Source organism: Nitrosopumilus ureiphilus, from assembly GCF_013407185.1.
Classification (GTDB): domain Archaea; phylum Thermoproteota; class Nitrososphaeria; order Nitrososphaerales; family Nitrosopumilaceae; genus Nitrosopumilus; species Nitrosopumilus ureiphilus.
This window is the reverse complement of record NZ_CP026995.1, coordinates 147,725-171,635: the sequence shown is the minus strand read 5'-3', so window position 1 is coordinate 171,635 and position 23,911 is coordinate 147,725. Positions and strand designations below refer to the sequence as shown.

The following is a 23,911-nucleotide window of genomic DNA, read 5'->3' as shown; positions in this document are numbered from 1 at the left end:
TATTAAGTATTCGAAAATGATATTTATAGTAACAAATAATACTTGATCATCATGCAATCATCAAAACTTTACACTACAGATGGAAAAGTCAAATGGTTTTCTAATGAAAATGATGTTAATGAAAAACTTATCTCTATTTTGGGAGAAAAATTTGAAAAATATCGTGAAAAATGGAATGCAGTGAATAGATTTGAATTAGAAACTAATTTTCCATTATTTTTACAAATTGAAACAAATCAAATTTGTAATCTTCAATGCCCATCATGTCCAATAGGAACACCTGAGGCTCATAAAAAATATATTACAACTGAAAAAATGCCCTCAGAAATATTTGAAAGAATTATTCTAGAAGGTGAAAAATATGAATGTCCATCAGTAGAACCACAAGGAACCAATGAACCATTATTAGACAATAATCTAGAAAAACAAATTAAATTTGCATCAAAACACGGATTTATAGATATTATGTTGAATACAAATGCAACGTTACTTTCAGAATCACGAGCACGTAGTATGTTGAAATCGGGAATTACTCGATTTCGTTTTAGTCTCGATGCTGCTACAAAAGAAACTTATGAAAAAGTAAGATTGGGAGCAAAATATGATATCACTATGAAAAATATTGAAAATTTTCTAAAAATTAAAAAAGAAGAACGATGTGAACTTCCAGTTGTTGGAGTAAATTTTGTAAAACAAAAAACCAACGAACATGAAGAAAAGAAATTCATTGAGACATGGATAGATAGAGTGGATTTTATTGTAATTCAAGAATTTCAAACACCGGATGTAGATCATGATTATAGTGATTTTTTACCAACAGAATCAGATTATAGAGAAAAATTAATGAATGATTTTCGTTGTCAACAACCTTGGCAAAGAATACTCATTAGAAGTACTGGAGAGGTATGTCCGTGTTGTGCTTTTTTTAGTACGGAATTATCTCTTGGAAATATAAAAAATAAAACGATTTATGAGTTATGGAATGGGCAAGAAATGAAATATTTGCGACAATTACACAAAAATGGAATTTGGTCTGAAAACTCATGGTGTAAGAAATGTGTGAATGGTATGTGTGGTAATTTTGATTCATCTGAACTTCTAAATATTAAAACAAATTCATAGATATACAAAATAATGATTTTTAGCAATACATATTATCCACATGTATAAATTTTGAATTGGATGCAAGTGGATATAGAGGAATCAATAAAATCAAGTTCTGAGATAATTAGAAATGCCACAAAATTAGCTACAAAAATTCAATCAGCAATAGAAATAATTATCTCTACAATAGAACAAGGACATAAAATTGTATTATTTGGAAATGGAGGTAGTGCAGCAGATGCACAACATATTGCAGCAGAATTAATTGGTAGATTTAAAATTGAAAGAAGATCTTTACCGGCAATATCCCTAACGACAGATTCATCTATTCTAACATCACTATCAAATGACTATTCTTTTGACATGATTTTTGAAAGACAATGCGAGGGATTAGTTTTGAAAGACGATGTTGTAATTGGGATTTCTACAAGTGGAAATTCCAAAAATGTCGAAAGAGGCATTTCAGCTTCTAAAAAAAGAGGTGCAAAAACAATTGCTCTTTTAGGAAATAATGGAGGAATAATAAAAAATGTTGTAGATTTAGATATCACTGTAGATTCAGAAAATACTTCACAAATTCAAGAGGTTCACAGAGTAATATACCACATAATTTGTGAGCATGTAGAAAAATATTTTGAGAAAAATGATTGAAATGGTTCAAATAGAATTAAAAAACAAAAATTGCGTAATTACTGGTGCTACTGGGGGAATAGGTAAGGAGATAGCACAAATATTAGCAAGAAAAGGCTGTAATCTTTTTTTAATATCTACAGATAATAAAAAATTATTTCAACTCGAATCAAAAATTAAAAATTTGAATAATATTAAAATTTTCACGTTTGCAACAGATTTATCAAATTATGAAAATCTTGAAAATGTAGTATCCAAAATTAAAGAGAGTTTTGATTCTGTAGACATAGTAATAAATTCTGCAGGTATATTTTATGTAGATTCCTTAATAGATAGTTCAATTGAAAAATTTGAAAAAGCATTCAACATAAACGTGCGTGCACCATTTTATCTCTCAAAGATATTTTCTGAAGACATGATAGCACAAAATTGGGGTCGTATTGTAAACATTGGTTCTTCATCATCATATTCTGGTTTTAAGAATGGTTCAATTTATTGTACAACAAAACATGCAGTTCTTGGTTTATCACGCTCATTACATGAAGAATTAAAGAGTAAAAATGTACGTTGTTATTGTATTTCACCTGCTTCAACAAAAACTGAAATGGGTAAAATTTCCATTGAACAAAATTTTGAAACATTTTTAGATCCAATAGAGGTTGCAGAAACAGTTGTTTTTGTTCTTTTATTTGATGAAAATTTGGTTATAAATGAAATTAGGTTAAATCGAATGAAAATAGAATAATTTTTAGGTTAAAAATTTTTGATTATGAATATACTCGTAATTTTTTCATTGCAGAAACTTCCGAGTCCCATACTTTTTTAACCCCATCACCTAAAATTTTATCTACTGATCTCACATCTCTAACCATTCTCTTCAAACCTGCTAGTTCTAATGACGCAGATTGATCGCTTCCATACATTGATCGAGATAATGTGATATGTCTTTCAATAGAAGTGGCCCCTAACGTGGTTGCAACAAGACAAACAAGATATGCACTATCTTCATGTCCACTATACCCTACATTACAATTAAATTTTTGTTTTAATGTTTCAATACACTTGAGATTTGCTTCTTCTATTTTCATTGGATATGAACTATTGCTATGTTGTAATTCAAATGGACAATCATATTTTTGAAAAATTTTTACAGCTGATTCTATTTCATCAATAGTACTCATACCAGTAGAAATGAATGTATCTTTTTTTTCTTCAGCTATTACATGTAATAGTTCATGATTAGTCAACATAGCGGATGCAACTTTATTATGTTTAAGATCATATTGTCGTAAAAATTTTTGACTATCTACATCCCATGAAGATGCGTACCATTCAATATCATTTAGAAAACAATATTTATCAATTTCATCATATTCATCTTTTCCAAATTCCAATCCATATTTTTGTTCTCGTGTAGTTGTACCCCAAGGACTTTCTCTTGGAGCATCTAAAGTTTCTTTTGAATATACTTTTTCTACGGTTCTTTTTTGAAATTTTACAGCATCACATCCACATTGCTTTGCTATATCAATTAGTTGTTTTGCTATACTCAGATTTCCATTGTGATTAATTCCTATTTCAGCAGTAATGAAAACCATGTAATTATTTTTTTGTGAAATTTACATTTAATCCTTGTGTTGTTAGAATTAAATCAGCAACTTCTCGTAATACTCCATGACCACCTTCAGTTTTACAGACATAGTTTGCAATTTTTTTTGCTTCGTCAATAGCATTTTTTGGTACTGTTGAAAAACCAACTTTATTTAATAATCCAATATCATTGATATCATCTCCAATGTATGCTATTTGTTCAGGTTTTACATTCAAAGTATTACATATTTTTATTAAAATTTGTTCTTTGTCTTGTATTCCATCAAATATTCGAAAAATTTTCATGTTTTTTGCCCATTTTCTAACCATTACTGTTTTTTCTTTAGTTACAATGATGGTGGGGATCATATTCTTTCTAAGCAAAGTAACTCCCATTCCATCTCGTGTATGAAATTTTTTCATAACATCTCCTGTTTTATCGTAATACATTCCACAATCAGTTAAAACACAATCAACATCAGTCAAAAGTATTCGAATTTTCTTGATTTTTTTAATTATTAAATGATTCAATTATACAAAAAAGGTTCAAAATTAATATTATTATTTATTTAATATTCATAACATTGACTAAAAAACCAAAAATTGGTATTATGCAAGGCAGATTATCAAAATCAGACAAAGGAAAAATTCAAGCATTTCCTTTTAATACATGGAAACAAGAATTTAAAAAAGCATGGAAATGTGGTTTTGAGGTAATTGAATGGATTTTTGATGATTTTGGAAATCCTATTCTCAATCCAGACAGGGTTTTAGAAATTAAATCATTATGTAAAATATCAAATATTCAAATTAATTCAATATGTGCAGACTATTTTATGAAAAGAAAGCTATTTTATGAATCGGAAAATAATATCTCTAAAAATATAGAAATTCTCAAAAAAATAATTATTCAATCTGAAAAATTAGGAATTTCAATAATTGAAATTCCTCTAGTTGATTCTTCGTCATTAAAGAATAATAATGACAAATTTGAGTTAAAGAAAAATATTGAAAAAATTATCTATTTATTAGATGAAACAAGTGTCAACATAGTTTTAGAAACAGATTTATCCCCTCATAATTTTCGAGATTTATTACAAGAAATTAATCATCCAAAAATTTTAGCAAATTACGATTCAGGTAATAGTACTTCGTTAGGATATAATTCAGAAGAAGAATTAACCATATTAAAAAAATGGATTAAAAATGTTCATGTAAAGGATCGAAAAATCCATGGAAATACTGTTCCTTTGGGTAAAGGGGATACTGATTTTGATCTTTTCTTTAAATCGTTAGAAAAAATACAATATTCTGGAGATCTGATTATTCAAGGAGCAAGAAAGGATGAGGAGATATTTTCACCAGAAAAAACATGTATTGAATATCAAAAATTTGTTAAAGGATATCTAAATAAGTACTACAAATAATTAAATGGGGATGGATGAAAAACTTGAAAATTATTGTAACTGGTTCTGAAGGATTATTAGGGACTGAGATTTCTCGATATCTTGAACAAAAAAATCAGATTCTAAAATTGGATTTGATTTTAGGCCACGATCTAAACAATGAGAGTTTTGTAAGAAAATGGTTTATGGATAACAAGGCAGATTGTTTGGTAAATTGTTTTGCATTAAATGATCATGTTGAAGAAAGAAAAGAGAGAGGCACTTTTTATGATGTCACTTTAGAATCGTTCAATAGATTTCTACAAGTTAATTTAACTACACTTTTTTCTGTATGTAGAGAATTTGCTAGAAATAATAAAAAAGGTTCAATCATTAATTTTTCTGCAACTACAGGAATTGTTTCTGCAAGACCAGATTTGTATAATGGAGGTCACAAACATCCTGCATATAGTATTTCAAAAGCAGGAGTGATAAATCTCACCAAATTTCTTGCAACACATTTAGCACCAAACATCAGAGTCAATGCAATAGCTCCAGGAGGAGTAGAATTTGATCAGGATCAAATTTTTGTGAGCAAATATTCAGCTTTGACACCTATGAAACGTATGATGAAAAAAAATGAACTCAATGAACTTGTGGAATTCTTATGTAATTCAGGTTCATCTTATATGACAGGCTCAACAATTATCATTGATGGAGGATGGACATCATGGTAACATATGTCATAATCGTTTATGAATAATAAAATAAAGATAGGAATTATTGGTTGCTCTACCATAGCAAAAGCATCTACAATTCCTGCCATATTAAAATCAACAAATGCTAATTTAGAATTTATTGGTAGTACTTCTGAAAGAAAGGCAAAAGAATATTCTTTAGAGTTCGGTGTTAAAAAATTTGGCTCATATGAAGATGTTTTAAATGATCCAAGTATTGATGTTGTTTACATATCAACTCCTATTGGAACACATGAAGAGTGGGTTCTAAAAGCAGCAAATGCTAGAAAACATATTTTATGTGAGAAATCATCTACAACATCTTATTCATCAGCAAAAAAAATGATTGATGTATGTACCAAAAATAATGTTAGGATAATGGAAGGTTTTATGTTCAGATTTCATCCATCACATAAAAAAGTTAGAGAGATCATCAAAAAAGGGGATTTGGGAAAATTGTTTACATTTTATGGAATGTATGGATTTCCACCAATTGAAAAAGATAATATCAGATATGATAAATCACTTGGAGGAGGAATACTAAATGATGCAGGGTGTTATCCAATTTGTGCTTCAAGAATATTATTTGAGTCAGAACCTATAGGAATTTTTTGCAGACTTTCACTTGATAAAGAATTTCAAGTTGACACAAAAGCATCAATTATGATGAATTTTACTCAAGAACGAAGTTCTCAAAGTGTTCTTGGATACGATCTTTTTTATCAGTCAGTATATTCACTATGGGGAAATAAGGGTTTTCTAAATTTATCAAGAGCATATAATGTCCCACCTGACATGCCAGTCAGTTTAAATATTAAAACTAATGATTTTGAGAAAAAACTGTCTATTGAACCGGTTGATCATTTTGAGCTTATGATAGATTCTTTTGTAAGAGAATTAAGAGTTCCAGATACTTCCTCATTTAGTTTTGAAAAGGATTTACTTAATCAAGCTAGAGTAATGGAGGCAGCAAGAATATCACATCAAGAAAAAAGGTATGTAGAAATTAATGAAATTCAATGAATTAGTTTTTAAAATATATATGAAAAATGAGGGATTTTAATGAATGTAGATATATTTATTCCAGTTAGGCTAAACAGTACAAGATTACGTAAAAAACATCTTGAAAAAATTGGGGAGATATCAATTATCGAACATCTTGTAAATAGATTAAAAAACGTAAAGAATTTTCGCAAAATAATTGTATGTACAACTAATAACAAATCTGATGACGAATTAGTAGATTTTTTAGAAATGAAAAAAATCACATATTTTAGAGGAGATGAAAAAAACATTTTAAAAAGATTTGTAGATGCTGCAAGGGAATTTGATACAGATATTATTATAGATGTTGAAGGAGATAAATTATTTACTGAACCAGATTTGGTAAATAAAATAATTTTAGAGATGAAATCAAATGAATATGATTTTATCATAGGCAGTAGTTCATCTACTTTTGATGCGAATGATCATTTTATTCATGGAATCATTCCCACAGGAATTCGTGTTTCATGTATTAAAAAAATTGCTTCGTTAGTAAAATCAGAAAAATTTGAAACAGGTTACAAAGAATTTTTTGAAAGCAATTCCACAATTAAGAAAAAGATTTTCAATTTAGACATAACCAAATTGAAAATTCCAAAAAATTTAAGATTAACTATTGATTATCCTGAAGATTTGGAATTTGCAAAACAGTTGTTTAGAAAACTAGATAAAAATTATACATATTTAGATATTTTAGAATTACTAGATAAAAATGGTGAACTATTAAAAATTATAAAAAATATAGATAAAAAATGGGCAGAAAACTACAAGAAGGAAATATCAGAAAACTATTAACAAATTTTATTTAATTACAAATTGACTAAAATATTATTTTTAAAAAAAATCACATACATAATAATTAATTTCAGTAAATATTGGAGATAGTAATTATCCTTTAATTTTTGTATTTTTTATTGATCTTAGTTAACTTTCATTGAAATGAACATTCTCATTAAATTTTTTAATTGTGTGGATTGTTCTAATAATTTAACAATATTGGAAAGTAATATTGGAGATTTATTGATTTTTTAGATAGTATTTTGACTAATTCATAGTCTTCTATTCTCTCTATAGTAAAACGATATGAAGAAAAATTTTCTAAGTGAGGCAAATACAACATCTTAAATTCATTTTTATGATCATTATCAGTTGAATTGAATAAGTAGATTGCACATACCCAAAACGGATTATTTTGTAAAATAATTACGATCATCTTGATCCAAGTACAATTATTTACAAAACAATTCTATATAATTTCAAGAATTATCAGATAAGCAGAGGGAAACAATACAGAAGCACCTTTCAAGATCTACCAGTACTGATAGGACCAAAAGCAGAAGATCGTACAACCATTAATGGAATTATTTACGTTTTGATTTTGTATACAAATAAAATGTAATACGCATATTTTTGAGAATCTAGCGCATGATAATACGGTGTAAAGCACAGCATCATGCGCTGATATTTGTTTTTCATGTATACCACAAGGTATTCTGAGATTTTGATCTGTAGACATTGTATGATCTATAAGTTTGTTAAATTTTGATGATTTTTAGAACCTAATTACAATCTAATTTTTTAACAAATTAATTTTTTTTACATATTCAGATGATAATTTATCAAGAATGGTTTGATTTTCATCTAAAAAGGTCTTCATTTTTGATTCTGATATTTCTACGGATAAATAATGACCATCATGATAAAAATATTCATTAAATTTATTTTGAAATTCCAGAGGATCAAAATCAAATGAATTATTATGAAGTAAAGTGATGTATTTATCAAGATCTTCACTGTTAACAGTTTTTTGTAAAGATTCCAAAATTATTTCATGTAAATTTTCTAAAGAGTTCAGTTTGGATACAGAAGGCAGTACAGAATAACCTAGATTGGTAAAAACTATTGATGGTTTTTCGTAAAAAGCAGCATCCAACCCCGATGAACCACCTATAGTAATTACAAGTGAACAATTTTTGTAAAACACTTCAGCAGATAAATTTGGATGAAATAAACGAACATTTGGAATAGACATTATTTCTTTGTACTCAGAAATCTTTCTCCAATATCTAACGCTTTGTGCAGGATTTTCTTTTACATATAATGTATATCCTATAGGTAATGATTTTACAATATGTCTTATTACTTCTACTTGATTCGTGTAAAAAGGAGCAGCAATTAAGAGATTTCTTTCTTCATCAACTGCTAAAGGAAAATAAACAAAATTTTCATTAAACTCTATATTTGTTTCTAAATTATGATTAATAAAGAAATTTCGATATTTTCTTTTGATTTTGAGTGTAATTTCGTCTTTAATAACTTGAAATTTTGTTCTTCCACGATGAGTAAAATGAGTTTTTAAATGTAGGTTTTTAGAAGTAAGAAAGGACATAGTGGATTTTAAGAGTTCAAATTTAGATATTTTGAATTTGTCTCTATAAGTTTTAACAGAATTATAAGCACTAAATGATTTTCTATAAGATCGTAATTCATTAAAACTTCTATTACATGATGGAAGTTTATTTAGTTCAATAGTATCATCGATTTTTCTAGAATTTTCAGACAACATAGATCTTGAAGTGTTGGTTTGGTTTAAAAGGAGAATTTTTGTACCAATTTTTTTACACATTCTATAAAGTAATTCATGTTGATGTAAAGTAGGTTCATTCATTATTAGAAAATCAGGTTTTACTGTATTGATTATTTCACTAAATAGTTTACATTCACGTTCAAGAATTAAAAGAATTTCTTTGCTAGAAAATTTATAGATTCGATTAAATCGATAAAAAATTCTTTCATTAATTGCCAATTTCCACAAATTGATCTCATATTTTTTTTCAAAATCAGAAAGATATTTTAAATCAGATTTATTCATATTTTGAAAATATTCGTGATAAAACCAAGTTTTTTGAAATTTCACTAATTGTTGATTTTTGAAAAAAGATTTTGGTTTCTCATAAGAATCCACTATTGCAAAAAAATCAGAGTCAATTTTATTTTGTAGATAGTAAGCAGTGCAAAAAGAAGTCAAATCGCCACTAATCCAAAATAATATTTTATCAGTCATTTCTTAACTATGTTAATGAGTTACATATGAAGTATAAGTCAATCAAAAAGAAAAGCATTTTAAGAATTAATGTAAACAAAAGAAATTCATGAAGGCAGTTATTTTGGCGGGTGGTTTTGGTACTAGAATCAGCGAAGAAACTCACCTGAAACCAAAACCAATGATCGAAATTGGAGGAAAACCAATACTTTGGCACATTATGAAAAGGTATTCTGCTTACGGAATTAATGAATTTGTGATTTGTTCAGGATATATGGGCAATGTGATTAAAGATTATTTTAAAAAAAAACATGAGGATTGGGAGGTCAATGTGTTGGATACAGGAAAGAATACCATGACAGGAGGTAGATTAAAAAGAGTCAAAAAATATATTAAAAATGAAACTTTCTGTTTTACTTATGGTGATAGTTTAAACAATGCAAATATTTCAAATATTATAAAATTTCATAAAGATAAGGGAAAACTTGCAACGGTTACTGCATGTCACCCTCCAGAAAAATATGGGATTTTAAAAATAGAGCGCGATATGGTGGTCAGTTTTGAAGAAAAACCTGAAAAAAATAATGAATGGGTCAATGCAGGATATTTTGTTTTAGAACCTCAAATTTTTGAATTGATAAAAGATGATTCTACAGTTTGGGAGAAAGAACCCATGAAACAATTAATATCTAAAAATCAATTTTCAGCATTTAAACATAAGGGGTTTTACAAGTCTATGGATACAATCAGTGATAGGAATTTTTTGGAAAAATTATGGAATAATGATAATGCGGAATGGAAAAATTGGAAATGAATTGCAGATTTTGTAAAAACTCACTAAAATATGTATTTGTTAATTTAGGAGAAACACCACTAGCTAATTCATATTTAACTAAAGAAACGATGAATGAGGTAGAAAAAAAAATTCCCTTACAAGCATTTGTATGTGAAAAATGTTTTTTGGTACAAGTAGAAGAATTTGAAAAGGCAAAAAACATTTTTAATGATTATGCATATTTTTCATCATATTCAACTTCGTGGTTGGATCATGTTAAATTATTTGCAGATGAAATGATTGACAGATTCAATCTATCTGATAAAGATCAGATAATAGAAATTGCAAGTAATGATGGATACCTTTTAAAGAATTTTAAGAATAAACATATTCCTATCTTAGGAATAGAACCAGCATCAAACGTCGCAAAAATTGCCGAAAATAATGGAATTCCCACAGTTGTAAAATTCTTTAGTTTTGAAACAGCTCAAGAAATTGTAGATGCTGGAAAGAAAGCACATCTATTATTAGCATTTAATGTATTACCACATGTTCCAAATCTAAATGATTTTGTTTTAGGAATGAAAAAAATTATTCATGAAAATGGAGTAATAGTTATTCAATTTTCTGCTTATTTATTAGACGTAATTCAAAAATGTGAATTTGATATGGTATATCATGAACATTTTTCTTATTTTTCATTATTTACATTAAAAAAAATTTTTGAATCAAACAATTTAGAAATTTTTGATGTAAAAGAAATTCCTGTACATGGTGGTTCTTTGAGATTATTTTTAAAATCAACACAGAATAATGAAATTAAGATTGAAGATAGTGTAAAAAATCTATTAAAGAAAGAAGAGAATTTTGGTTTGAGAAAAATATCAACATATTTACAATTTCAAAAGAACGTTGAAAAATCAAAAAAATCAATACAAGAATTTTTTATTAAAGCAAAAGAAGCAGAGAAAAAAATTGTTTGTTATGGTGCAGCAGCAAAAGGAAACACAGTTTTAAATTTTTGTGAAATCACCAAGAATGATATAGATTATATCGTAGATATTAGTCCTCATAAACAAGGAAAATTTTTACCTGGAACTCACATACCAATTTATTTTCCAGAGAAAATTAAAGAAACAAGACCCGACTATATTGTAATTCTTGCATGGAATTTGAAAGATGAAATTATTGAACAAACAAGTTTTATCAAAGAGTGGGGCGGAAAATTTGTTGTTTTAATACCCAAGGTAAAAATTTTAAAATGATTTTTAAAGAATTAAAATTTGAAGGAGTCTTTAAAGTAGAATTAGAGAAAATTGAGGATAATCGTGGATTTTTTTCAAGATCATGGGATAAGAAAGAATTCCAAGAAAATGGACTTAATTCAAATTTGATTCAATGTAATATTTCATTTAATAAAACTAAAGGTACAATACGAGGATTACATTTTCAAAAAAAACCACATGAAGAAGCAAAATATGTCAGATGTACTAAAGGTAGAGTTTATGAAGTATTTGTGGATCTAAGAAAAAATTCTAAGACTTTTCTCAAATGGGGTGAAATAGAATTAGATTCAGAAAAATTAACATGTCTGTATATACCTGAAGGATTTGCTTTAGGATTTCAAACTTTGGAAGATGATTCTGAATTATTTTATCAAATGTCTCAATGGTATAAACCAGAATTGTCAACAGGGATTGTTTGGAACGATAAAGAATTAGGAATACAATGGCCAATCAAAACGTCTATAATTTCTGAAAAAGATTTATCCCTACCAAATTTAGACCAAGCATTAAAAGAATTAGGAAATTAGAGATGAGGTAAATGATTGAAAAAGAATTTGAGACACGAAATAAGAAATTTATTAAAAAAATGGGTAAGAATAAACCATTAAAAAAATTATCAAAAAAATGGATGATGGAAAGTTCTTTAGATGAATATTCATATCATTTCAGATGGCTAGGACTTCCTATCATACAATTCCCTCAAGATATAGTAGGATTACAAGAAATCATTTGGAAAATAAAACCTGATCTAATTATTGAAACAGGAATTGCAAGAGGAGGTTCATTAATTTTTTCAGCTTCAATGTTACAACTAATTGGGAAAGGAAATGTATTAGGGATCGATATTGAGATAAGGAAAGAAAATAAAGAGAGAATTTTGAAACATCCACTTTACAAAAGAATTAAAATGATAGAAGGTTCTTCAATTGATGAAAATGTGATAAATAAAGTAAATAAAATTGCTAAGAACAAGAATAGAATTTTAGTTATTTTAGATTCTAATCATTCTCATGATCATGTGTTAGCAGAATTGAAAGCATACTCAAAATTAGTTAAAAAAGGAAGTTATATGATTGTTTTTGATACAGTTATTCAAGATATTCCAAATAAATATTCTAAAAAATTATTGAAGGGTAATTGGAGTAAAACAGATAATCCTAAGACTGCAGTACATGAATTTCTTAAGAAAAATAAGAGATTTATAATTGATAAAGAACTGGAAAATAAATTATTAATTACTGTGGCACCAGATGGTTTTTTAAAATGTATTACATAACTATAAAATTTTATTATTGATACTTAATTTTTGTAACAAATCAGGGTTATTTAGAATATGATTATACCATTTTACAGTAATCATTTTTTTTGTAAATACTATTTTTTTAGTTTTTAATGCATCATAGATTTCTTTTGATGCATCTTCAACAGAAAATTGAGGTTTAAATCCTAAGACCTTTAAAATTTTTTGAAATGATGCAAAATATGAACGGTTATCTGAGGTATCCTTAGCTTCAAAATCATAATTTTCAGAAATTGAATCACCTACCAATTTTGCCAAATCATATATACAATAATTTTGGTCGTCAGAACCAACATTGAATATTTCTCCAGATATTTTTGATGAGTGACTTTGAATAGTTAAGAGATATGCTTCAATTGCATCTTTAATATGTAAAAATGGACGACGATTCTCTTTGCCATAAATAATTATTTTTCCAGAATTGAATAAATCCAATATAATACTATTTACAGCTAGATCAAATCTCATTCGTGGCGAAATTCCATATATGCTTGAAAAACGTAAAACAGTTGTAGAAAAACTTTCATCATTAAGGCTCAGAGTATCAATTTCTGCCATCCTGTTTGCTTTTGAATATGCTGTTAATGGATTTATTGTTGCAGATTCATCAGCGATAGAACTTTGTTGACCATAGACACTAGCACTTGAAGCTAAAATATATCTGGGAACACTGTGTTCCTTAGATAATCTTGCAACACGTGATCTACCTTGATGATTTATCTCAAAGGTCTTTTCAGGATTTAATTCACCCACTGGATCATTTGAAAGAGCTGCTAAATCTAAAACTACATCTACATCATCAAGTAATTTTCCATCAAACCATCTAATATCATCATAAATTAATTGTAAATTGTCATTTTTTAGAGATAATAAATAATCATCTCCAAAAAAGAATCGATCAAGACATTTAACATGATAATTACTTTCTAGTAATGCTGGAACTAATACTGAACCAACATATCCTGCTCCCCCAGTAACTAAAATTGTTTTGTTACTCATCAACATTCTAAATATAAAGTCAAATATATCTTATATTAAATACCAAAAATCAGGATGCAATAAATGATATTCCTGTTTCTAAATCTTTAAAATTAAAATCAATACTGTGTTCCAATTTTGATGAATCTAAACATGTTGAAATTGGTCTAGGTGCAACTTGTTTTTTTTCCAATGAAGTAACAGGTTTGATTAAATTAGAATCTAAACCAAATTCTTTTGCAAGTATTAAAGCAAAATCATATCTATTTACACATGTAGGTCCTGTTGCATGAAAAAGTCCCGAAATATCATTTTGAAGAATTTTGATGATTGCTTGAGATAAATCATCAACTAATGTTGGAGAATTATGTTGATCAATAAATGGATCAACAGTTTTTTGTTCTCTCAAATAGGATAATATCCAATTTGTAAATCTTGATTTATCATTGGCACCATAAATTACAGCTGTTCTAAGAACAACATTATTTTTTGATGCCAATAAAATTATTTCTTCAGCTTTTAATTTTGTATAACCATAATAATTTACAGGTTTTGCTATGTCTGTCTCAAGATATTTTTTATTTAATTGTCCTTCAAATACTGCATCAGTTGATAGAAAAAGTAATTTCGAGTTTATTTTACTAGATATTTTTGAAATAATTTTTGTTACATCAATATGTAATTTATCCGCAAGTAAGTGATTTTCTTCACATAAATCTACACTGGGAAAAGCTACGGTATCCACAATGTAATCAGGTTTAATTTTTTGAATAATAGAAATTATTTCTTTAGGATTTTCTATAAGATTAATTTTGAAAGATTTTATTTTTTGATTTTTTATACTATTACAATTATACGTGGCAAAAATTTCCCAATTTTCAGGGATATATTTAATTAAATTTGTACTAACAAAGCCGCTACCACCAATAATTAGAATTTTTTTCATGATAAATTTTAACAATTATTTGTAATGAATGTTATGTGTGAAAAACATATCAAGATTTTAGAATATCATTAACAATATCCAGTAAATTACCTTCATGAGAGATTTTGATTGATTTACAACCTATATTTGATCCAGCTTCTATGTCACTATCATGATCTCCAATCATCCAGCTATTTTTGAGATCAATAGAAAAATCATGAGCTGCCCTTACTAAAAGACCAGATTTTGGTTTTCTGCAATCACAATTATCAGTTGGAAGGTGAGGGCAGTAATAAAATGCATCAATTTTTGCATTGTTTTTTTTTAAAAATTGTTGAATATGTTTGTGAATGTCTTCAACATTTTTTTTTGTTGTTAGTTTACGTCCTATTGCTGATTGATTAGTAACTACAATCACTAAGTATCCCTGTTCATTAATTTGCTTAATACACTCACCAATATTTGGAAAAATTTCCAATTCATCAATATTTTTAACATAATCAATTTGATTTTTGTTTAAAACACCATCTCGATCAAGAAATATTGCTTGATTTTTAGGAATCATAATTGAATTTTGGAATTCCTTGTTCTCGAATTACATTAATCATACAGTGACAAATCAAAATATGCATTGATTCTATAATCAACATATCGTTACTTGGTACAATTAGAGCGAGATCAGCAATTTTTGATATCTCCCCTCCAGACATTCCAGATATTGCAATAGTAATAGCTCCTTTTGTTTTTGCATATTCAAATGCATTAACAACATTTTTTGAATTTCCGCTTCCACTAAAACCAATAATAATATCACCATCTGTTAAAAAATTTTTTAATTGTTCTAAAAAAATACAATCATAAGAAACATCATTTGACCACGCCAAATTTACAGGAATGTTATCAACTAGTGAAATAGCTTTGAATCTTTTTGAATTATTTGTAATAGCAGTTTTTAATAAATCTGAAACAAAATGAGAAGACGTAGAGCCAGAACCGCCATTTCCCATAGTAAAAATGGTTTTACCTTTATTTTGTGCAGTAATTAAATGCTCAACAATTTCTTTGATTTGATCAGATTTTTTATCCAGATTTTCTAAGCATATAGAATTTAGTTTGAGATTTTCTTTAATAGAAATTTCAATGTTCATGATTTCATTACTAGATAAAGTCATATAAGTTTAGAATTTTGGGTCCATTTTGATATAACTTAAAATCAATATGTTTCAATCCCAAATGTTTCATTTCATTTTTAACTAATGTTTGTTTTTTAGGTTCACAATAAAATAACATATGACCACCAGCTCCGGCACCAGTCAATTTTCCACCGATTGCACCCTTTTGAATTGCATTTTCATATATCTTGTCAATTTTAGGATTTGAAACTTGTTTAGTAAAATTTTTCTTTTCTTTCCAGCCTTGATCTAAAATTTCTCCAACTCTATTTAAATCGGATTTTTTAAGAGAATAAAATAGTTCTTTTCCTAAATCGTTAACTTTGTGTAATGAGTTTAATGTAGTAGGTTCTAGGTTTTTTGTTTTCTTTAATTGTGTTGTAAGAACAGTAGAGCTTTTTCTCGTTGTTCCTATAAAAAACAATAATAAATTATTTTGAAGTTCTTGGGATTTAGACTTACTTAGTTTAATTGGGGTTACCGTAGTTTTATTTTTATTGAATTTGATATAGTTTAATCCTCCATAGGAAGCGACATAATCATCTTGTTTTCCAATAGGATGAAGTAATAAATTACGTTCTACAAAGAAGGCTTTTTCTGCAATTTGTTTATTTGAAAATTTTTTTTTTTGTAATTTACTAATAGTATTAATAAAATTTACAGTCAAACTGCTAGAAGCACCTAATCCTGAACCAGGTTGAACATCACTGCCAATTACAAAATCTGCACCGTGTTTGAAATTAAGATATTTAATTACAGAAACTGCAATTTCAGTTCCTGCTTTAGCCTTTAATTTTTTATAGGTGATTTTACTTTGATGTATTTCAAAATCAGTAGAAAATGCTTGAAACGAATCATCTTTTCTAGGTTTTATCATTAAATATGTAAATAAAGAAATTGCAGTTGAAACAACATTTCCTCCATATTTTTCATAATATTCAGGCATGTCTGTTCCACCCCCTGCGAAACTAATTCGTACAGGACTAATTCCTATATGCATTTACAATTTACTTTTTTTGCATAGATTTATGCTTTAATAATACAAAACAATCAAAGTAAAGTAAATTTTTATAAATAGAATTAACATGAAAAACTCTCATTTATTTAAAAAATCTAAAAATATTTTCTATATGAATTTAAATGAGTAAATTAACGAAACAATCTGTGTTTTCAAAAAACGAGATTGACAAAAAAATGAGAAATTAATTCAAGAAATAAATGTTCTTGGTCCATGGGTTCATGGATATTTTAATTTGGGAATGGGGTGATTATTGAAGATAAAGATGAGCTTCAAAAAAGAAGATTGTTTGCTATAAGAGATGTATTTTTAAATATTTTGAAAAATAACTATACAAAAAATGAATTAAGGCAAAAAACACTGTGATATTGGATGTAATACAGGATTTTTCTCTATGAGTTATTTAACACATTAAAAATGAAAAAAGTGTTAGGAATTGAACCTAGACAAACAAATCTTAAAAAGGCAAGATTTATTGCAAAATATTTCAATTTACCTAAAAATAAATATCAATTAAAACAAATGGATATTTTAGGAAAAGCAAAGATCCCTAATTCTGATATTGTAGTTGTACCTGGAGTCATGCATCATTTAGATGATCATCTAAAAGCTTTAAAAAAAATTTATGAAATTACAAATGAATTGTGTATTATTGAAACAATGGTTCTTACTGATGAATTAAACTCTGAGGAAATTGCAAAACAATTAGAATTAGAAGATATAGTATATCAAGATAAACAATTCGTAAATCAATTTGGTATTGTTGGATTTAAGTTAGAAAGCGATGTATATGATGGAGCAACAATTTATCCGGGCATTGTTGGTATTCCAACAACTCAAGCATTAGTTCTTATGATGAAACATGTGGGTTTTGAAAAAGTACAAGTTTTTCTTTCAGAAAAACAATTTAAAAATAAGGTATTTAATAAAAAATCATATCGTGAATACCATTCTGCAATAGTTGTAGATTTAAAAAATAATGGAGAAAAAGGATTAAAATTCCAAAAAGCCATTGAGCAATCAGAAGAAAATATTTTTGATATATTTATTCCATTTGAAATAATAAATGATTTGTATAAAAAAGTTAATCATAAATCAAATAGAAAATTAGGAAAAATTTCTAATTTAATTTATGAAAGTGAGTTATTTTTCAAAACCAAAAAAGGAGAAAATGCGGTCCAAAAGCTAAAGAAAATGATTGGAAATAAGAAATATTATAATTTAATTCTAACAATTAAACATGCACCTTATGAAAAAATTTGCTATGAATATTCAAAAACATGTTATCATTTAAAAAAATTTGATGAAGCAGAAAAAGTTTGTTTTAATTTGATAAAAATTCTTAATTTAGATTGGAGAGTAGTTTATTCAACATATTTTTTATTAGCTAAAATAAATTTTGACTTAAAAAATTATAATAAAGCAAAAAAATTCAATTCTCTTTCTTTGAAAGCAAATCCAAAATTTCTATTGTCAAAAAATTTAATGAATAAGATCAAAAAATATCATTCTAATCATATCTGACGTATTAATAGTCTTAAGAATAAAATATCCATAGGCAAAAAAGCTTAATTGAAATATGGTAAAAATTTCATTATTAATATGAAAGTCTTAATCACTGGTTCAGAGAGTTTTGTAGGAAAAGAGCTAATTAGTCAATGTAATGAAAAAAATATTTCAATAATTGGTTGTGATTCTATTGATGTAAAAAACCCTAACTACGATTTTTTACAAATTAATATTTGTTCTCAAAATATTCCATTAGAGATTTTCAATAATGTTGATGTTGTAATTCATTTAGCTGCACTTTCTAGAGATTTAGATTGTAAAGGAAAAGCATATGATTGCTTTAACACGAATGTTATGGGTACATTAAATCTAGTAGAATACATTAAAAAAACCAAAGTAAAGCAATTGATTTTTGCATCAAGTGAGTGGGTTTACGATAAATTTATTGACTCTGAAGAAAAAAATGAAGATTCTGAAATTAATATAGCAAATCATGATTCTGAATATGCCCTTTCTAAATTAGTTTCTGAATCAAATCTTCGCCAACAACATAACAATGGATTCTGTAATGTGACAATCCTCAGATTTGGCATTATTTATGGTCCAAGAAAATCAAATTGGTCTGCTGTTGAATCAATATTAAATCAGGTTAAAAATCAGGATAAAGTTTCAGTTGGATCATTGAAAACAGGTAGAAGATTTGTACATGTTTCAGATATTGTTAGAGGAATTACACATTCATTTGGATTAGAAGGTTTTAACATAATTAATTTAACTGGAAACAAAATTGATACATTAAAAGATATTATAGATACATCTCAGAAAGTACTTGATAAAAAAATAACCGTCTTTGAACGTAACCCTGACCAAATAAGTATCAGAAACCCTTCAAATTTAAAAGCTAAAAAAATTATTAATTGGGAGCCAAAAATTGATTTAAAATCAGGTTTGAAATCTTTATTACCATATGTGTAATGTCATGAATGATCTAAGTTCTATTTCAAAAAAAATTCTTCGAATTCGAATTGCACAAATGATAGTTAATGAAAAATACAAGACTGGAGAATTCAAAATCCCCATTCATTTAGCTTTTGGACATGAGACTATTGCAGTAGCTATCGATGAAATAATGAATAATGAAGATAAATTGATTCTAACTCATAGAAATATTGCATATAATTTAGCACGTCTTGGAAAACTAAACCCTATTTTAGATGAATATTATCTTAAAACATCAGGATTAGATTGTGGGAAATCTGGATCCATGAATTTGATTAATCCTGCCAAGGGAATAATTTACACATCCAGTATTCTAGGAAACAATTTTTCTGTTGCAGTGGGTATTGCAATGTCTTTAGAAATTAAACATAAAGATGGAATAGCAATTGTTTTAGGTGGAGATGGCTCTCTTGAAGAGGGAAGTTTTCATGAAAGTATTCTTATGTTTAAAAGTTTGAATCTAAGTGGTTTGTTAATTATTGAAAACAATGAATGGTCTATGGCTACTAAAATATCTGAAAGAAGAATACATATTGATTTAGAAACATTTTCTAAATCTTATGATGTAAAATATGTCAAACTTTCAGGAAATAATCCACTTAATTATATTGAGGAATTAACAAGATTAAAAGAGCAATCTAAAAAAAATAACGAATTAATTTGTATTGAAGTTATGGTAAACACACTAGGGGATTGGATAATGACTAATGATCAAAACCCTGATGGGAAGTTCATTAATTATCATGCAGGTCCTGCACCCACAATTGATGTTACAACATGTCCGGCATTAATCAAAGAAAATAACTCTGATCCAATTTTTGTATTAATTGATTTACTTGGAATTGATGAACTCAATAAATTATCTGATATAATTAGAAATGAATTGGAAGAGGAAACGAAATGAAGTATATTGAATTAATAAATAATCTACTTCGAGAAGAAGTGTCAAAACATGAACAATTAGTAATATTTGGGCAAAATGTTTCAGCAGGATCGTGTATTGGTGGCATGACTCGAGGTTTATCAATACCAAAAAGTGGACGAATTATTAATTCAACAAATTCTGAAAATTCCTTATGTGGATTTGGATTTGGAATGATGATTAATGATATTTCCTCAATATTCTTTATGAAACAATTAGATTTTTTATTGTTAGGCATAGATCATCTAGTAAATACTTTTAATATCATACGTAGTTTGAAATTAGGAAAAGATGCATCTTTTACAATTTTTCCAATTACTGTAGATAATGGATATCAAGGTCCTCAATCTAGTCTTAATAATTTTGCAGAATTTTGTTCCATAGCACGTATACCGGGTTATTGTATTACTAATAAAATAGATGCTGATGAAATTTTAAAATCAAAGTTGATAGAACCAGGATTTAGAATTATAACAATAAGTCAAAGATTATTCAAAGAAGATATAATTGAACCTAAACAAATTTTATTCATTAATGATGAGAAAACAGTTTTTCAATATGAAAAGGGGAACGATATAACAATTGTTTCGTTTAATTTTTCATTTCCTCAAGCAAATAAATTATTTTTAGAGTTTAAGAATAACGGAATTAATGCTAGCTTGTTCAACATAAATTCACCTATTAAGACAAATTGGAAGAAAATTTACGAAGATGTTAAAAATACTAAAAATATAATTATTCTAGATGATAGTAATAGTTTCAACATAGCAGCAAATTCATTAATTGTTGATTTAGTTTTGGATGGCAATTTAGAGTCAAAAAGAATTTTGAAAAAAGAGATCAATGATGAATGGCTTTATCCAAATGAAGACATAATGAAAATAAATTATAAGGAAATTGTAATGGAATGGAAGAATAAACAAAAATATTAGATTTGACTAAAGATGTTCTAAAAGTAAGTATTGGCCTACCCGTATTTAATGGAGAGAAAACAATAGGTCGCGCTATCGAATCAATTCTTTCCCAAACTTTTAAAGAGTTTATTGTAATAATTTCAGATAATGCTTCAACTGATTCAACACAGATTATTTGTGAAGAATATGAAAAGAAAGATAAAAGAATTAGATATATTAGACAAAAGAATAATTTGGGCCCTTTAAAGAATTTCCGTTTTCTTCTGGATATTACTAATTCAAAATATTTTGTTTGGATTGCGCATGATGATTTTTGGGATAAAAAATTTTTAGAGAAAAATATCGGAATTCTTGATTCAAAAAAAGATGTTGTGGGAAGTATTGGTCAAACCAATTTTATTGGAGATTTTTGGGTAGTTAATAAAAACGAGAAATTTATTAGAAAAACATACAAAAAAATAAGGCGGCATTTTCTCTCTTTGGAATGCTATAGTACAAATGGTTCAAAATATGAGGATAGAATAAAAAATTGTTTGAAATCATCAAGATATCCTGCATGTATTTATTCATTATTTCGCACTAATATATTAAAAAAATCCATTAATCATACAATACATCCTTGGGATGCCATATCAATTTTAAAAATTTTGAAATATGGAAATTTACATGTTTTTGATGAAACACTACTTTATCGAGGTCAAGGTGGAGTATCAAATACTAATAGTATCGAACTTCTAATTAACAAAAAAGTAAAATTTCATGAAATATTGATAAATAGAATACCATTTCAAAAATGGTGTATACAAAATTTAGGGAAAAAAGTTTTTTTGCAAAATATTGGTTATTTTATCAAACTTGGTTCAAGTGGTCCACAGATACTTTTGTTAGATACAATAAAGTTCCTTTTCAAGAAAGATCGTAAAAAAATTTATTTTGAAGAAGATTTAGGAAATAAATACTAAATATTTAATTTTAATATATAATATTGTTAAGATTTTAAAATTTTATTTCTTAAATCTACTATGAAATAAAATAATACAGCAAAAATACTGGATACGACATAGATGATAGACATTCCAATCACATCTAAAATAGTATAAAAAATAATTACAAATAAAACAAAACTTAAAACAAATATCAGATTACTAATTGAAACTATTTTTGAATTTTTATTTGCATAAAACTTTGATACATAAATTGTTGATATTGTAAAAGGAACAAGTGAAAAACTTAATATTTGAATTATATTTACCACGTAAATAAATTTTTGAAAAAACAATGGAATCAATACAGGAGTTAAAAAAATAATTAAGATAGTTAAACAAGATGAGAATAAGATCATAGCAATCTTCAAATTTTTATTAGAGTTTTTAATTGCATCAATAGGAATAGTGTATTTTAGAAGAATTAAAGGGAATAGTTGGAATAGGCCAATGAATTGAATTCCCAGTTGATAGTTTCCCATTATAGTAAGTCCTAATAGTGGAACAATAACAAATTTATCAATATGTTTGCCTGATACTGAAATCAGCTCAATAAAATAAGAATACATTAAAAATTGAAAATTAGATCGCAATAAAGAAAAATCAATTTTATTTATTTTGAATGTTTTAATTATTAATGGAATGTATATAAAAAATGAAACAGATATTCCTAAAATTATTCCATTTATTCCCATCAAATCATTTAATATTAGTGATAGTAAAACCATAGAAATTTTTTGAGTAAATAAATACTTTACATAATCTGTATAAGATTTTTTTCCAAGAAGATGAGTTAATCCCAATCCAAAGACAGCAGATCCCAAAATATAGATACTCAATTCAATATTTGAAGTTAATAGTAATAATACCAATGATGAAATAGCACTAATAACAAATACTAGTAAAAATAATGCTGAATCTAACTTTATATTTTTAGGTATACAAACTAACAAAGTATGTTTTGATCCTATTAAAGAAATAGATGATGTCATATTTGCAATGGCAAGTAGATAGAAAAGTTCACCATAAGATTCCACACTTATCAATGTTGATACATATAACCAAAATAATGCAGAAACAGATGCAGTAACAATATCTGCAAAAGCAATAGAAAACAAACCTTTAAAATTTGAATATAAATTTGTAATTGAGAATTTTTTATTCATTAAATTTTAATTTTCTTTGATATAATTAAATCATAGAAGACTCATTTCAGGATGGTTGGATTAGATATTGTGGTCTAGACCCCTCTAAAATAGGACCACTTGTAATTATACACTTTTCAGATGATATTGTGGGGGTTTACACTTATGAGAATAAGTAAATTCACCCTTTCAGAGAAGATAAAAATAGTAATGGAATTATTAGTACAAACACCAGTATTGTTGAATTGTGCAGAAAACACAGAATCTTCCGCAACATTTTATCAATGGGTGAAAAAATTCATCGAAGCAGGTAAAGCATCACTTAATGAAATATCAAAAGATGATGGTCACAAATCCCTTCAAAAAGAAAGCTCTCTCAAGCGAATCATAGAGGTGGATGAAACATAAATGAAAGTAACTTTACGTAAAATTATGCAAAAAGTGGTACTAAA

26 protein-coding genes are annotated in these 23,911 nt (G+C 27.0%); 17 read left to right on the top strand and 9 right to left on the bottom strand.

The window, feature by feature from the left end:
- Positions 1–51: 51 nt before the first annotated feature.
- Genes C5F50_RS00945 through C5F50_RS00935 form a run of 3 tightly spaced genes read left to right on the top strand, consistent with a single transcriptional unit; the run spans position 52 to position 2,479 of the window.
- Entirely contained in the window at positions 52–1,122 is a 1,071-nt protein-coding gene (locus C5F50_RS00945) for a radical SAM/SPASM domain-containing protein (protein ID WP_179371870.1), read from the top strand.
- A 60-nt stretch (positions 1,123–1,182) separates the two neighbouring features.
- Positions 1,183–1,755 (top strand): SIS domain-containing protein, encoded by a 573-nt coding sequence (locus C5F50_RS00940; RefSeq protein WP_179371869.1) that lies wholly within the window; start codon positions 1,183–1,185, stop codon positions 1,753–1,755.
- A gap of 1 nt (position 1,756) precedes the next feature.
- Entirely contained in the window at positions 1,757–2,479 is a 723-nt protein-coding gene (locus C5F50_RS00935; protein WP_179371868.1) for an SDR family oxidoreductase, read from the top strand.
- A gap of 22 nt (positions 2,480–2,501) precedes the next feature.
- On the opposite strand, the gene C5F50_RS00930 is transcribed toward C5F50_RS00935, so the two are convergent.
- Together C5F50_RS00930 and C5F50_RS00925 are read right to left on the bottom strand one after the other, a co-directional pair.
- A complete protein-coding gene (locus C5F50_RS00930) occupies positions 2,502–3,332 on the bottom strand; it encodes an N-acetylneuraminate synthase family protein (protein ID WP_179371867.1) in 831 nt (276 codons plus the stop codon).
- A 4-nt stretch (positions 3,333–3,336) separates the two neighbouring features.
- A complete protein-coding gene (locus C5F50_RS00925; RefSeq protein WP_246282089.1) occupies positions 3,337–3,810 on the bottom strand; it encodes a KdsC family phosphatase in 474 nt (157 codons plus the stop codon).
- Between the two features lie 98 nt (positions 3,811–3,908).
- Here C5F50_RS00925 and C5F50_RS00920 point away from each other — a divergent pair, with 98 nt between their 5' ends.
- Genes C5F50_RS00920 through C5F50_RS00905 form a run of 4 tightly spaced genes read left to right on the top strand, consistent with a single transcriptional unit; the run spans position 3,909 to position 7,285 of the window.
- Positions 3,909–4,751: a sugar phosphate isomerase/epimerase family protein gene (locus C5F50_RS00920; RefSeq protein ID WP_246282088.1), complete on the top strand. Its 843-nt coding sequence runs from the start codon at positions 3,909–3,911 to the stop codon at positions 4,749–4,751.
- Positions 4,752–4,765: 14 nt separating this feature from the next.
- The gene (locus C5F50_RS00915; RefSeq protein ID WP_218843335.1) at positions 4,766–5,446 is read left to right on the top strand and encodes an SDR family oxidoreductase; all 681 of its coding nucleotides are present in this window, start codon (positions 4,766–4,768) and stop codon (positions 5,444–5,446) included.
- An 18-nt stretch (positions 5,447–5,464) separates the two neighbouring features.
- Positions 5,465–6,469: a Gfo/Idh/MocA family protein gene (locus C5F50_RS00910; RefSeq protein ID WP_179371865.1), complete on the top strand. Its 1,005-nt coding sequence runs from the start codon at positions 5,465–5,467 to the stop codon at positions 6,467–6,469.
- A gap of 39 nt (positions 6,470–6,508) precedes the next feature.
- Positions 6,509–7,285 (top strand): cytidylyltransferase domain-containing protein, encoded by a 777-nt coding sequence (locus C5F50_RS00905; RefSeq protein ID WP_179371864.1) that lies wholly within the window; start codon positions 6,509–6,511, stop codon positions 7,283–7,285.
- Positions 7,286–8,060: 775 nt separating this feature from the next.
- Here C5F50_RS00905 and C5F50_RS00900 read toward each other — a convergent pair.
- A complete protein-coding gene (locus C5F50_RS00900; RefSeq protein ID WP_179371863.1) occupies positions 8,061–9,554 on the bottom strand; it encodes a capsular polysaccharide export protein, LipB/KpsS family in 1,494 nt (497 codons plus the stop codon).
- Positions 9,555–9,642: 88 nt separating this feature from the next.
- Between C5F50_RS00900 and C5F50_RS00895 the strand changes: the two genes are divergently transcribed.
- Genes C5F50_RS00895 through C5F50_RS00880 form a run of 4 tightly spaced genes read left to right on the top strand, consistent with a single transcriptional unit; the run spans position 9,643 to position 12,870 of the window.
- Complete coding sequence (locus tag C5F50_RS00895) at positions 9,643–10,347, top strand: glucose-1-phosphate cytidylyltransferase (RefSeq protein WP_179371862.1); 705 nt, start codon at positions 9,643–9,645, stop codon at positions 10,345–10,347.
- Complete coding sequence (locus C5F50_RS00890) at positions 10,344–11,573, top strand: class I SAM-dependent methyltransferase (protein WP_246282087.1); 1,230 nt, start codon at positions 10,344–10,346, stop codon at positions 11,571–11,573. Before C5F50_RS00895 ends, C5F50_RS00890 begins: the two co-directional genes overlap by 4 nt.
- Positions 11,570–12,121, top strand: a complete 552-nt coding sequence (rfbC, locus tag C5F50_RS00885) for a dTDP-4-dehydrorhamnose 3,5-epimerase (RefSeq protein WP_179371860.1) — start codon at positions 11,570–11,572, stop codon at positions 12,119–12,121. The genes C5F50_RS00890 and rfbC overlap by 4 nt, the downstream gene beginning before the upstream one ends.
- An 11-nt stretch (positions 12,122–12,132) precedes the next feature.
- Positions 12,133–12,870: a cephalosporin hydroxylase family protein gene (locus tag C5F50_RS00880; RefSeq protein ID WP_179371859.1), complete on the top strand. Its 738-nt coding sequence runs from the start codon at positions 12,133–12,135 to the stop codon at positions 12,868–12,870.
- On the opposite strand, the gene C5F50_RS00875 is transcribed toward C5F50_RS00880, so the two are convergent.
- Genes C5F50_RS00875 through C5F50_RS00855 form a run of 5 tightly spaced genes read right to left on the bottom strand, consistent with a single transcriptional unit; the run spans position 12,871 to position 16,969 of the window.
- Positions 12,871–13,893 (bottom strand): NAD-dependent epimerase/dehydratase family protein, encoded by a 1,023-nt coding sequence (locus tag C5F50_RS00875; protein ID WP_179371858.1) that lies wholly within the window; start codon positions 13,891–13,893, stop codon positions 12,871–12,873.
- A 49-nt stretch (positions 13,894–13,942) separates the two neighbouring features.
- Positions 13,943–14,818 (bottom strand): SDR family oxidoreductase, encoded by an 876-nt coding sequence (locus C5F50_RS00870; RefSeq protein WP_179371857.1) that lies wholly within the window; start codon positions 14,816–14,818, stop codon positions 13,943–13,945.
- Between the two features lie 49 nt (positions 14,819–14,867).
- Entirely contained in the window at positions 14,868–15,362 is a 495-nt protein-coding gene (locus C5F50_RS00865) for a D-glycero-alpha-D-manno-heptose-1,7-bisphosphate 7-phosphatase (RefSeq protein WP_246282086.1), read from the bottom strand.
- A complete protein-coding gene (locus C5F50_RS00860; protein WP_179371856.1) occupies positions 15,352–15,945 on the bottom strand; it encodes an SIS domain-containing protein in 594 nt (197 codons plus the stop codon). Before C5F50_RS00860 ends, C5F50_RS00865 begins: the two co-directional genes overlap by 11 nt.
- 10 nt (positions 15,946–15,955) lie before the next feature.
- Positions 15,956–16,969 carry a GHMP family kinase ATP-binding protein gene (locus tag C5F50_RS00855; protein ID WP_179371855.1) on the bottom strand — a complete coding sequence of 338 codons (1,014 nt, stop codon included), beginning with the start codon at positions 16,967–16,969 and terminating at the stop codon, positions 15,956–15,958.
- A gap of 444 nt (positions 16,970–17,413) precedes the next feature.
- Between C5F50_RS00855 and C5F50_RS00850 the strand changes: the two genes are divergently transcribed.
- From C5F50_RS00850 to C5F50_RS00830, 5 genes are all read left to right on the top strand, one after another.
- On the top strand, positions 17,414–18,511 hold the full coding sequence (locus C5F50_RS00850) for a class I SAM-dependent methyltransferase (RefSeq protein ID WP_179371854.1): 1,098 nt from the start codon (positions 17,414–17,416) through the stop codon (positions 18,509–18,511).
- Between the two features lie 78 nt (positions 18,512–18,589).
- Positions 18,590–19,471 carry an NAD-dependent epimerase/dehydratase family protein gene (locus tag C5F50_RS00845; protein WP_179371853.1) on the top strand — a complete coding sequence of 294 codons (882 nt, stop codon included), beginning with the start codon at positions 18,590–18,592 and terminating at the stop codon, positions 19,469–19,471.
- Positions 19,472–19,475: 4 nt separating this feature from the next.
- A complete protein-coding gene (locus tag C5F50_RS00840; RefSeq protein WP_179371852.1) occupies positions 19,476–20,399 on the top strand; it encodes a thiamine pyrophosphate-dependent enzyme in 924 nt (307 codons plus the stop codon).
- A complete protein-coding gene (locus C5F50_RS00835) occupies positions 20,396–21,349 on the top strand; it encodes a hypothetical protein (RefSeq protein WP_179371851.1) in 954 nt (317 codons plus the stop codon). Before C5F50_RS00840 ends, C5F50_RS00835 begins: the two co-directional genes overlap by 4 nt.
- 2 nt (positions 21,350–21,351) lie before the next feature.
- Positions 21,352–22,293, top strand: coding sequence for a glycosyltransferase family 2 protein (locus tag C5F50_RS00830; protein WP_246282085.1), 942 nt, complete (start codon positions 21,352–21,354; stop codon positions 22,291–22,293).
- Positions 22,294–22,319: 26 nt separating this feature from the next.
- Here the strand turns inward: C5F50_RS00830 and C5F50_RS00825 are convergent, their stop codons facing one another.
- Entirely contained in the window at positions 22,320–23,480 is a 1,161-nt protein-coding gene (locus C5F50_RS00825) for a lipopolysaccharide biosynthesis protein (RefSeq protein WP_179371850.1), read from the bottom strand.
- A gap of 144 nt (positions 23,481–23,624) precedes the next feature.
- Between C5F50_RS00825 and C5F50_RS00820 the strand changes: the two genes are divergently transcribed.
- A complete protein-coding gene (locus C5F50_RS00820; RefSeq protein WP_179371849.1) occupies positions 23,625–23,867 on the top strand; it encodes a helix-turn-helix domain-containing protein in 243 nt (80 codons plus the stop codon).
- The last annotated feature ends 44 nt before the right edge of the window (positions 23,868–23,911 follow it).

Coding starts and splice junctions, on each gene's coding strand:
- C5F50_RS00845 (WP_179371853.1), top strand. CDS start 18,590: ATGAAAGTCTTAATCACTGGTTCAGAGAGTTTTGTAGGAAAAGAGCTA.
- C5F50_RS00820 (WP_179371849.1), top strand. CDS start 23,625: ATGAGAATAAGTAAATTCACCCTTTCAGAGAAGATAAAAATAGTAATG.
- C5F50_RS00895 (WP_179371862.1), top strand. CDS start 9,643: ATGAAGGCAGTTATTTTGGCGGGTGGTTTTGGTACTAGAATCAGCGAA.
- C5F50_RS00930 (WP_179371867.1), bottom strand. CDS start 3,332: ATGGTTTTCATTACTGCTGAAATAGGAATTAATCACAATGGAAATCTG.
- C5F50_RS00935 (WP_179371868.1), top strand. CDS start 1,757: ATGGTTCAAATAGAATTAAAAAACAAAAATTGCGTAATTACTGGTGCT.
- C5F50_RS00840 (WP_179371852.1), top strand. CDS start 19,476: ATGAATGATCTAAGTTCTATTTCAAAAAAAATTCTTCGAATTCGAATT.
- C5F50_RS00910 (WP_179371865.1), top strand. CDS start 5,465: ATGAATAATAAAATAAAGATAGGAATTATTGGTTGCTCTACCATAGCA.
- C5F50_RS00860 (WP_179371856.1), bottom strand. CDS start 15,945: ATGAACATTGAAATTTCTATTAAAGAAAATCTCAAACTAAATTCTATA.
- C5F50_RS00835 (WP_179371851.1), top strand. CDS start 20,396: ATGAAGTATATTGAATTAATAAATAATCTACTTCGAGAAGAAGTGTCA.
- C5F50_RS00945 (WP_179371870.1), top strand. CDS start 52: ATGCAATCATCAAAACTTTACACTACAGATGGAAAAGTCAAATGGTTT.
- C5F50_RS00940 (WP_179371869.1), top strand. CDS start 1,183: ATGCAAGTGGATATAGAGGAATCAATAAAATCAAGTTCTGAGATAATT.
- C5F50_RS00865 (WP_246282086.1), bottom strand. CDS start 15,362: ATGATTCCTAAAAATCAAGCAATATTTCTTGATCGAGATGGTGTTTTA.
- C5F50_RS00890 (WP_246282087.1), top strand. CDS start 10,344: ATGAATTGCAGATTTTGTAAAAACTCACTAAAATATGTATTTGTTAAT.
- C5F50_RS00855 (WP_179371855.1), bottom strand. CDS start 16,969: ATGCATATAGGAATTAGTCCTGTACGAATTAGTTTCGCAGGGGGTGGA.
- C5F50_RS00825 (WP_179371850.1), bottom strand. CDS start 23,480: ATGAATAAAAAATTCTCAATTACAAATTTATATTCAAATTTTAAAGGT.
- C5F50_RS00900 (WP_179371863.1), bottom strand. CDS start 9,554: ATGACTGATAAAATATTATTTTGGATTAGTGGCGATTTGACTTCTTTT.
- C5F50_RS00870 (WP_179371857.1), bottom strand. CDS start 14,818: ATGAAAAAAATTCTAATTATTGGTGGTAGCGGCTTTGTTAGTACAAAT.
- C5F50_RS00875 (WP_179371858.1), bottom strand. CDS start 13,893: ATGAGTAACAAAACAATTTTAGTTACTGGGGGAGCAGGATATGTTGGT.
- rfbC (WP_179371860.1), top strand. CDS start 11,570: ATGATTTTTAAAGAATTAAAATTTGAAGGAGTCTTTAAAGTAGAATTA.
- C5F50_RS00915 (WP_218843335.1), top strand. CDS start 4,766: ATGAAAAACTTGAAAATTATTGTAACTGGTTCTGAAGGATTATTAGGG.
- C5F50_RS00880 (WP_179371859.1), top strand. CDS start 12,133: ATGATTGAAAAAGAATTTGAGACACGAAATAAGAAATTTATTAAAAAA.
- C5F50_RS00905 (WP_179371864.1), top strand. CDS start 6,509: ATGAATGTAGATATATTTATTCCAGTTAGGCTAAACAGTACAAGATTA.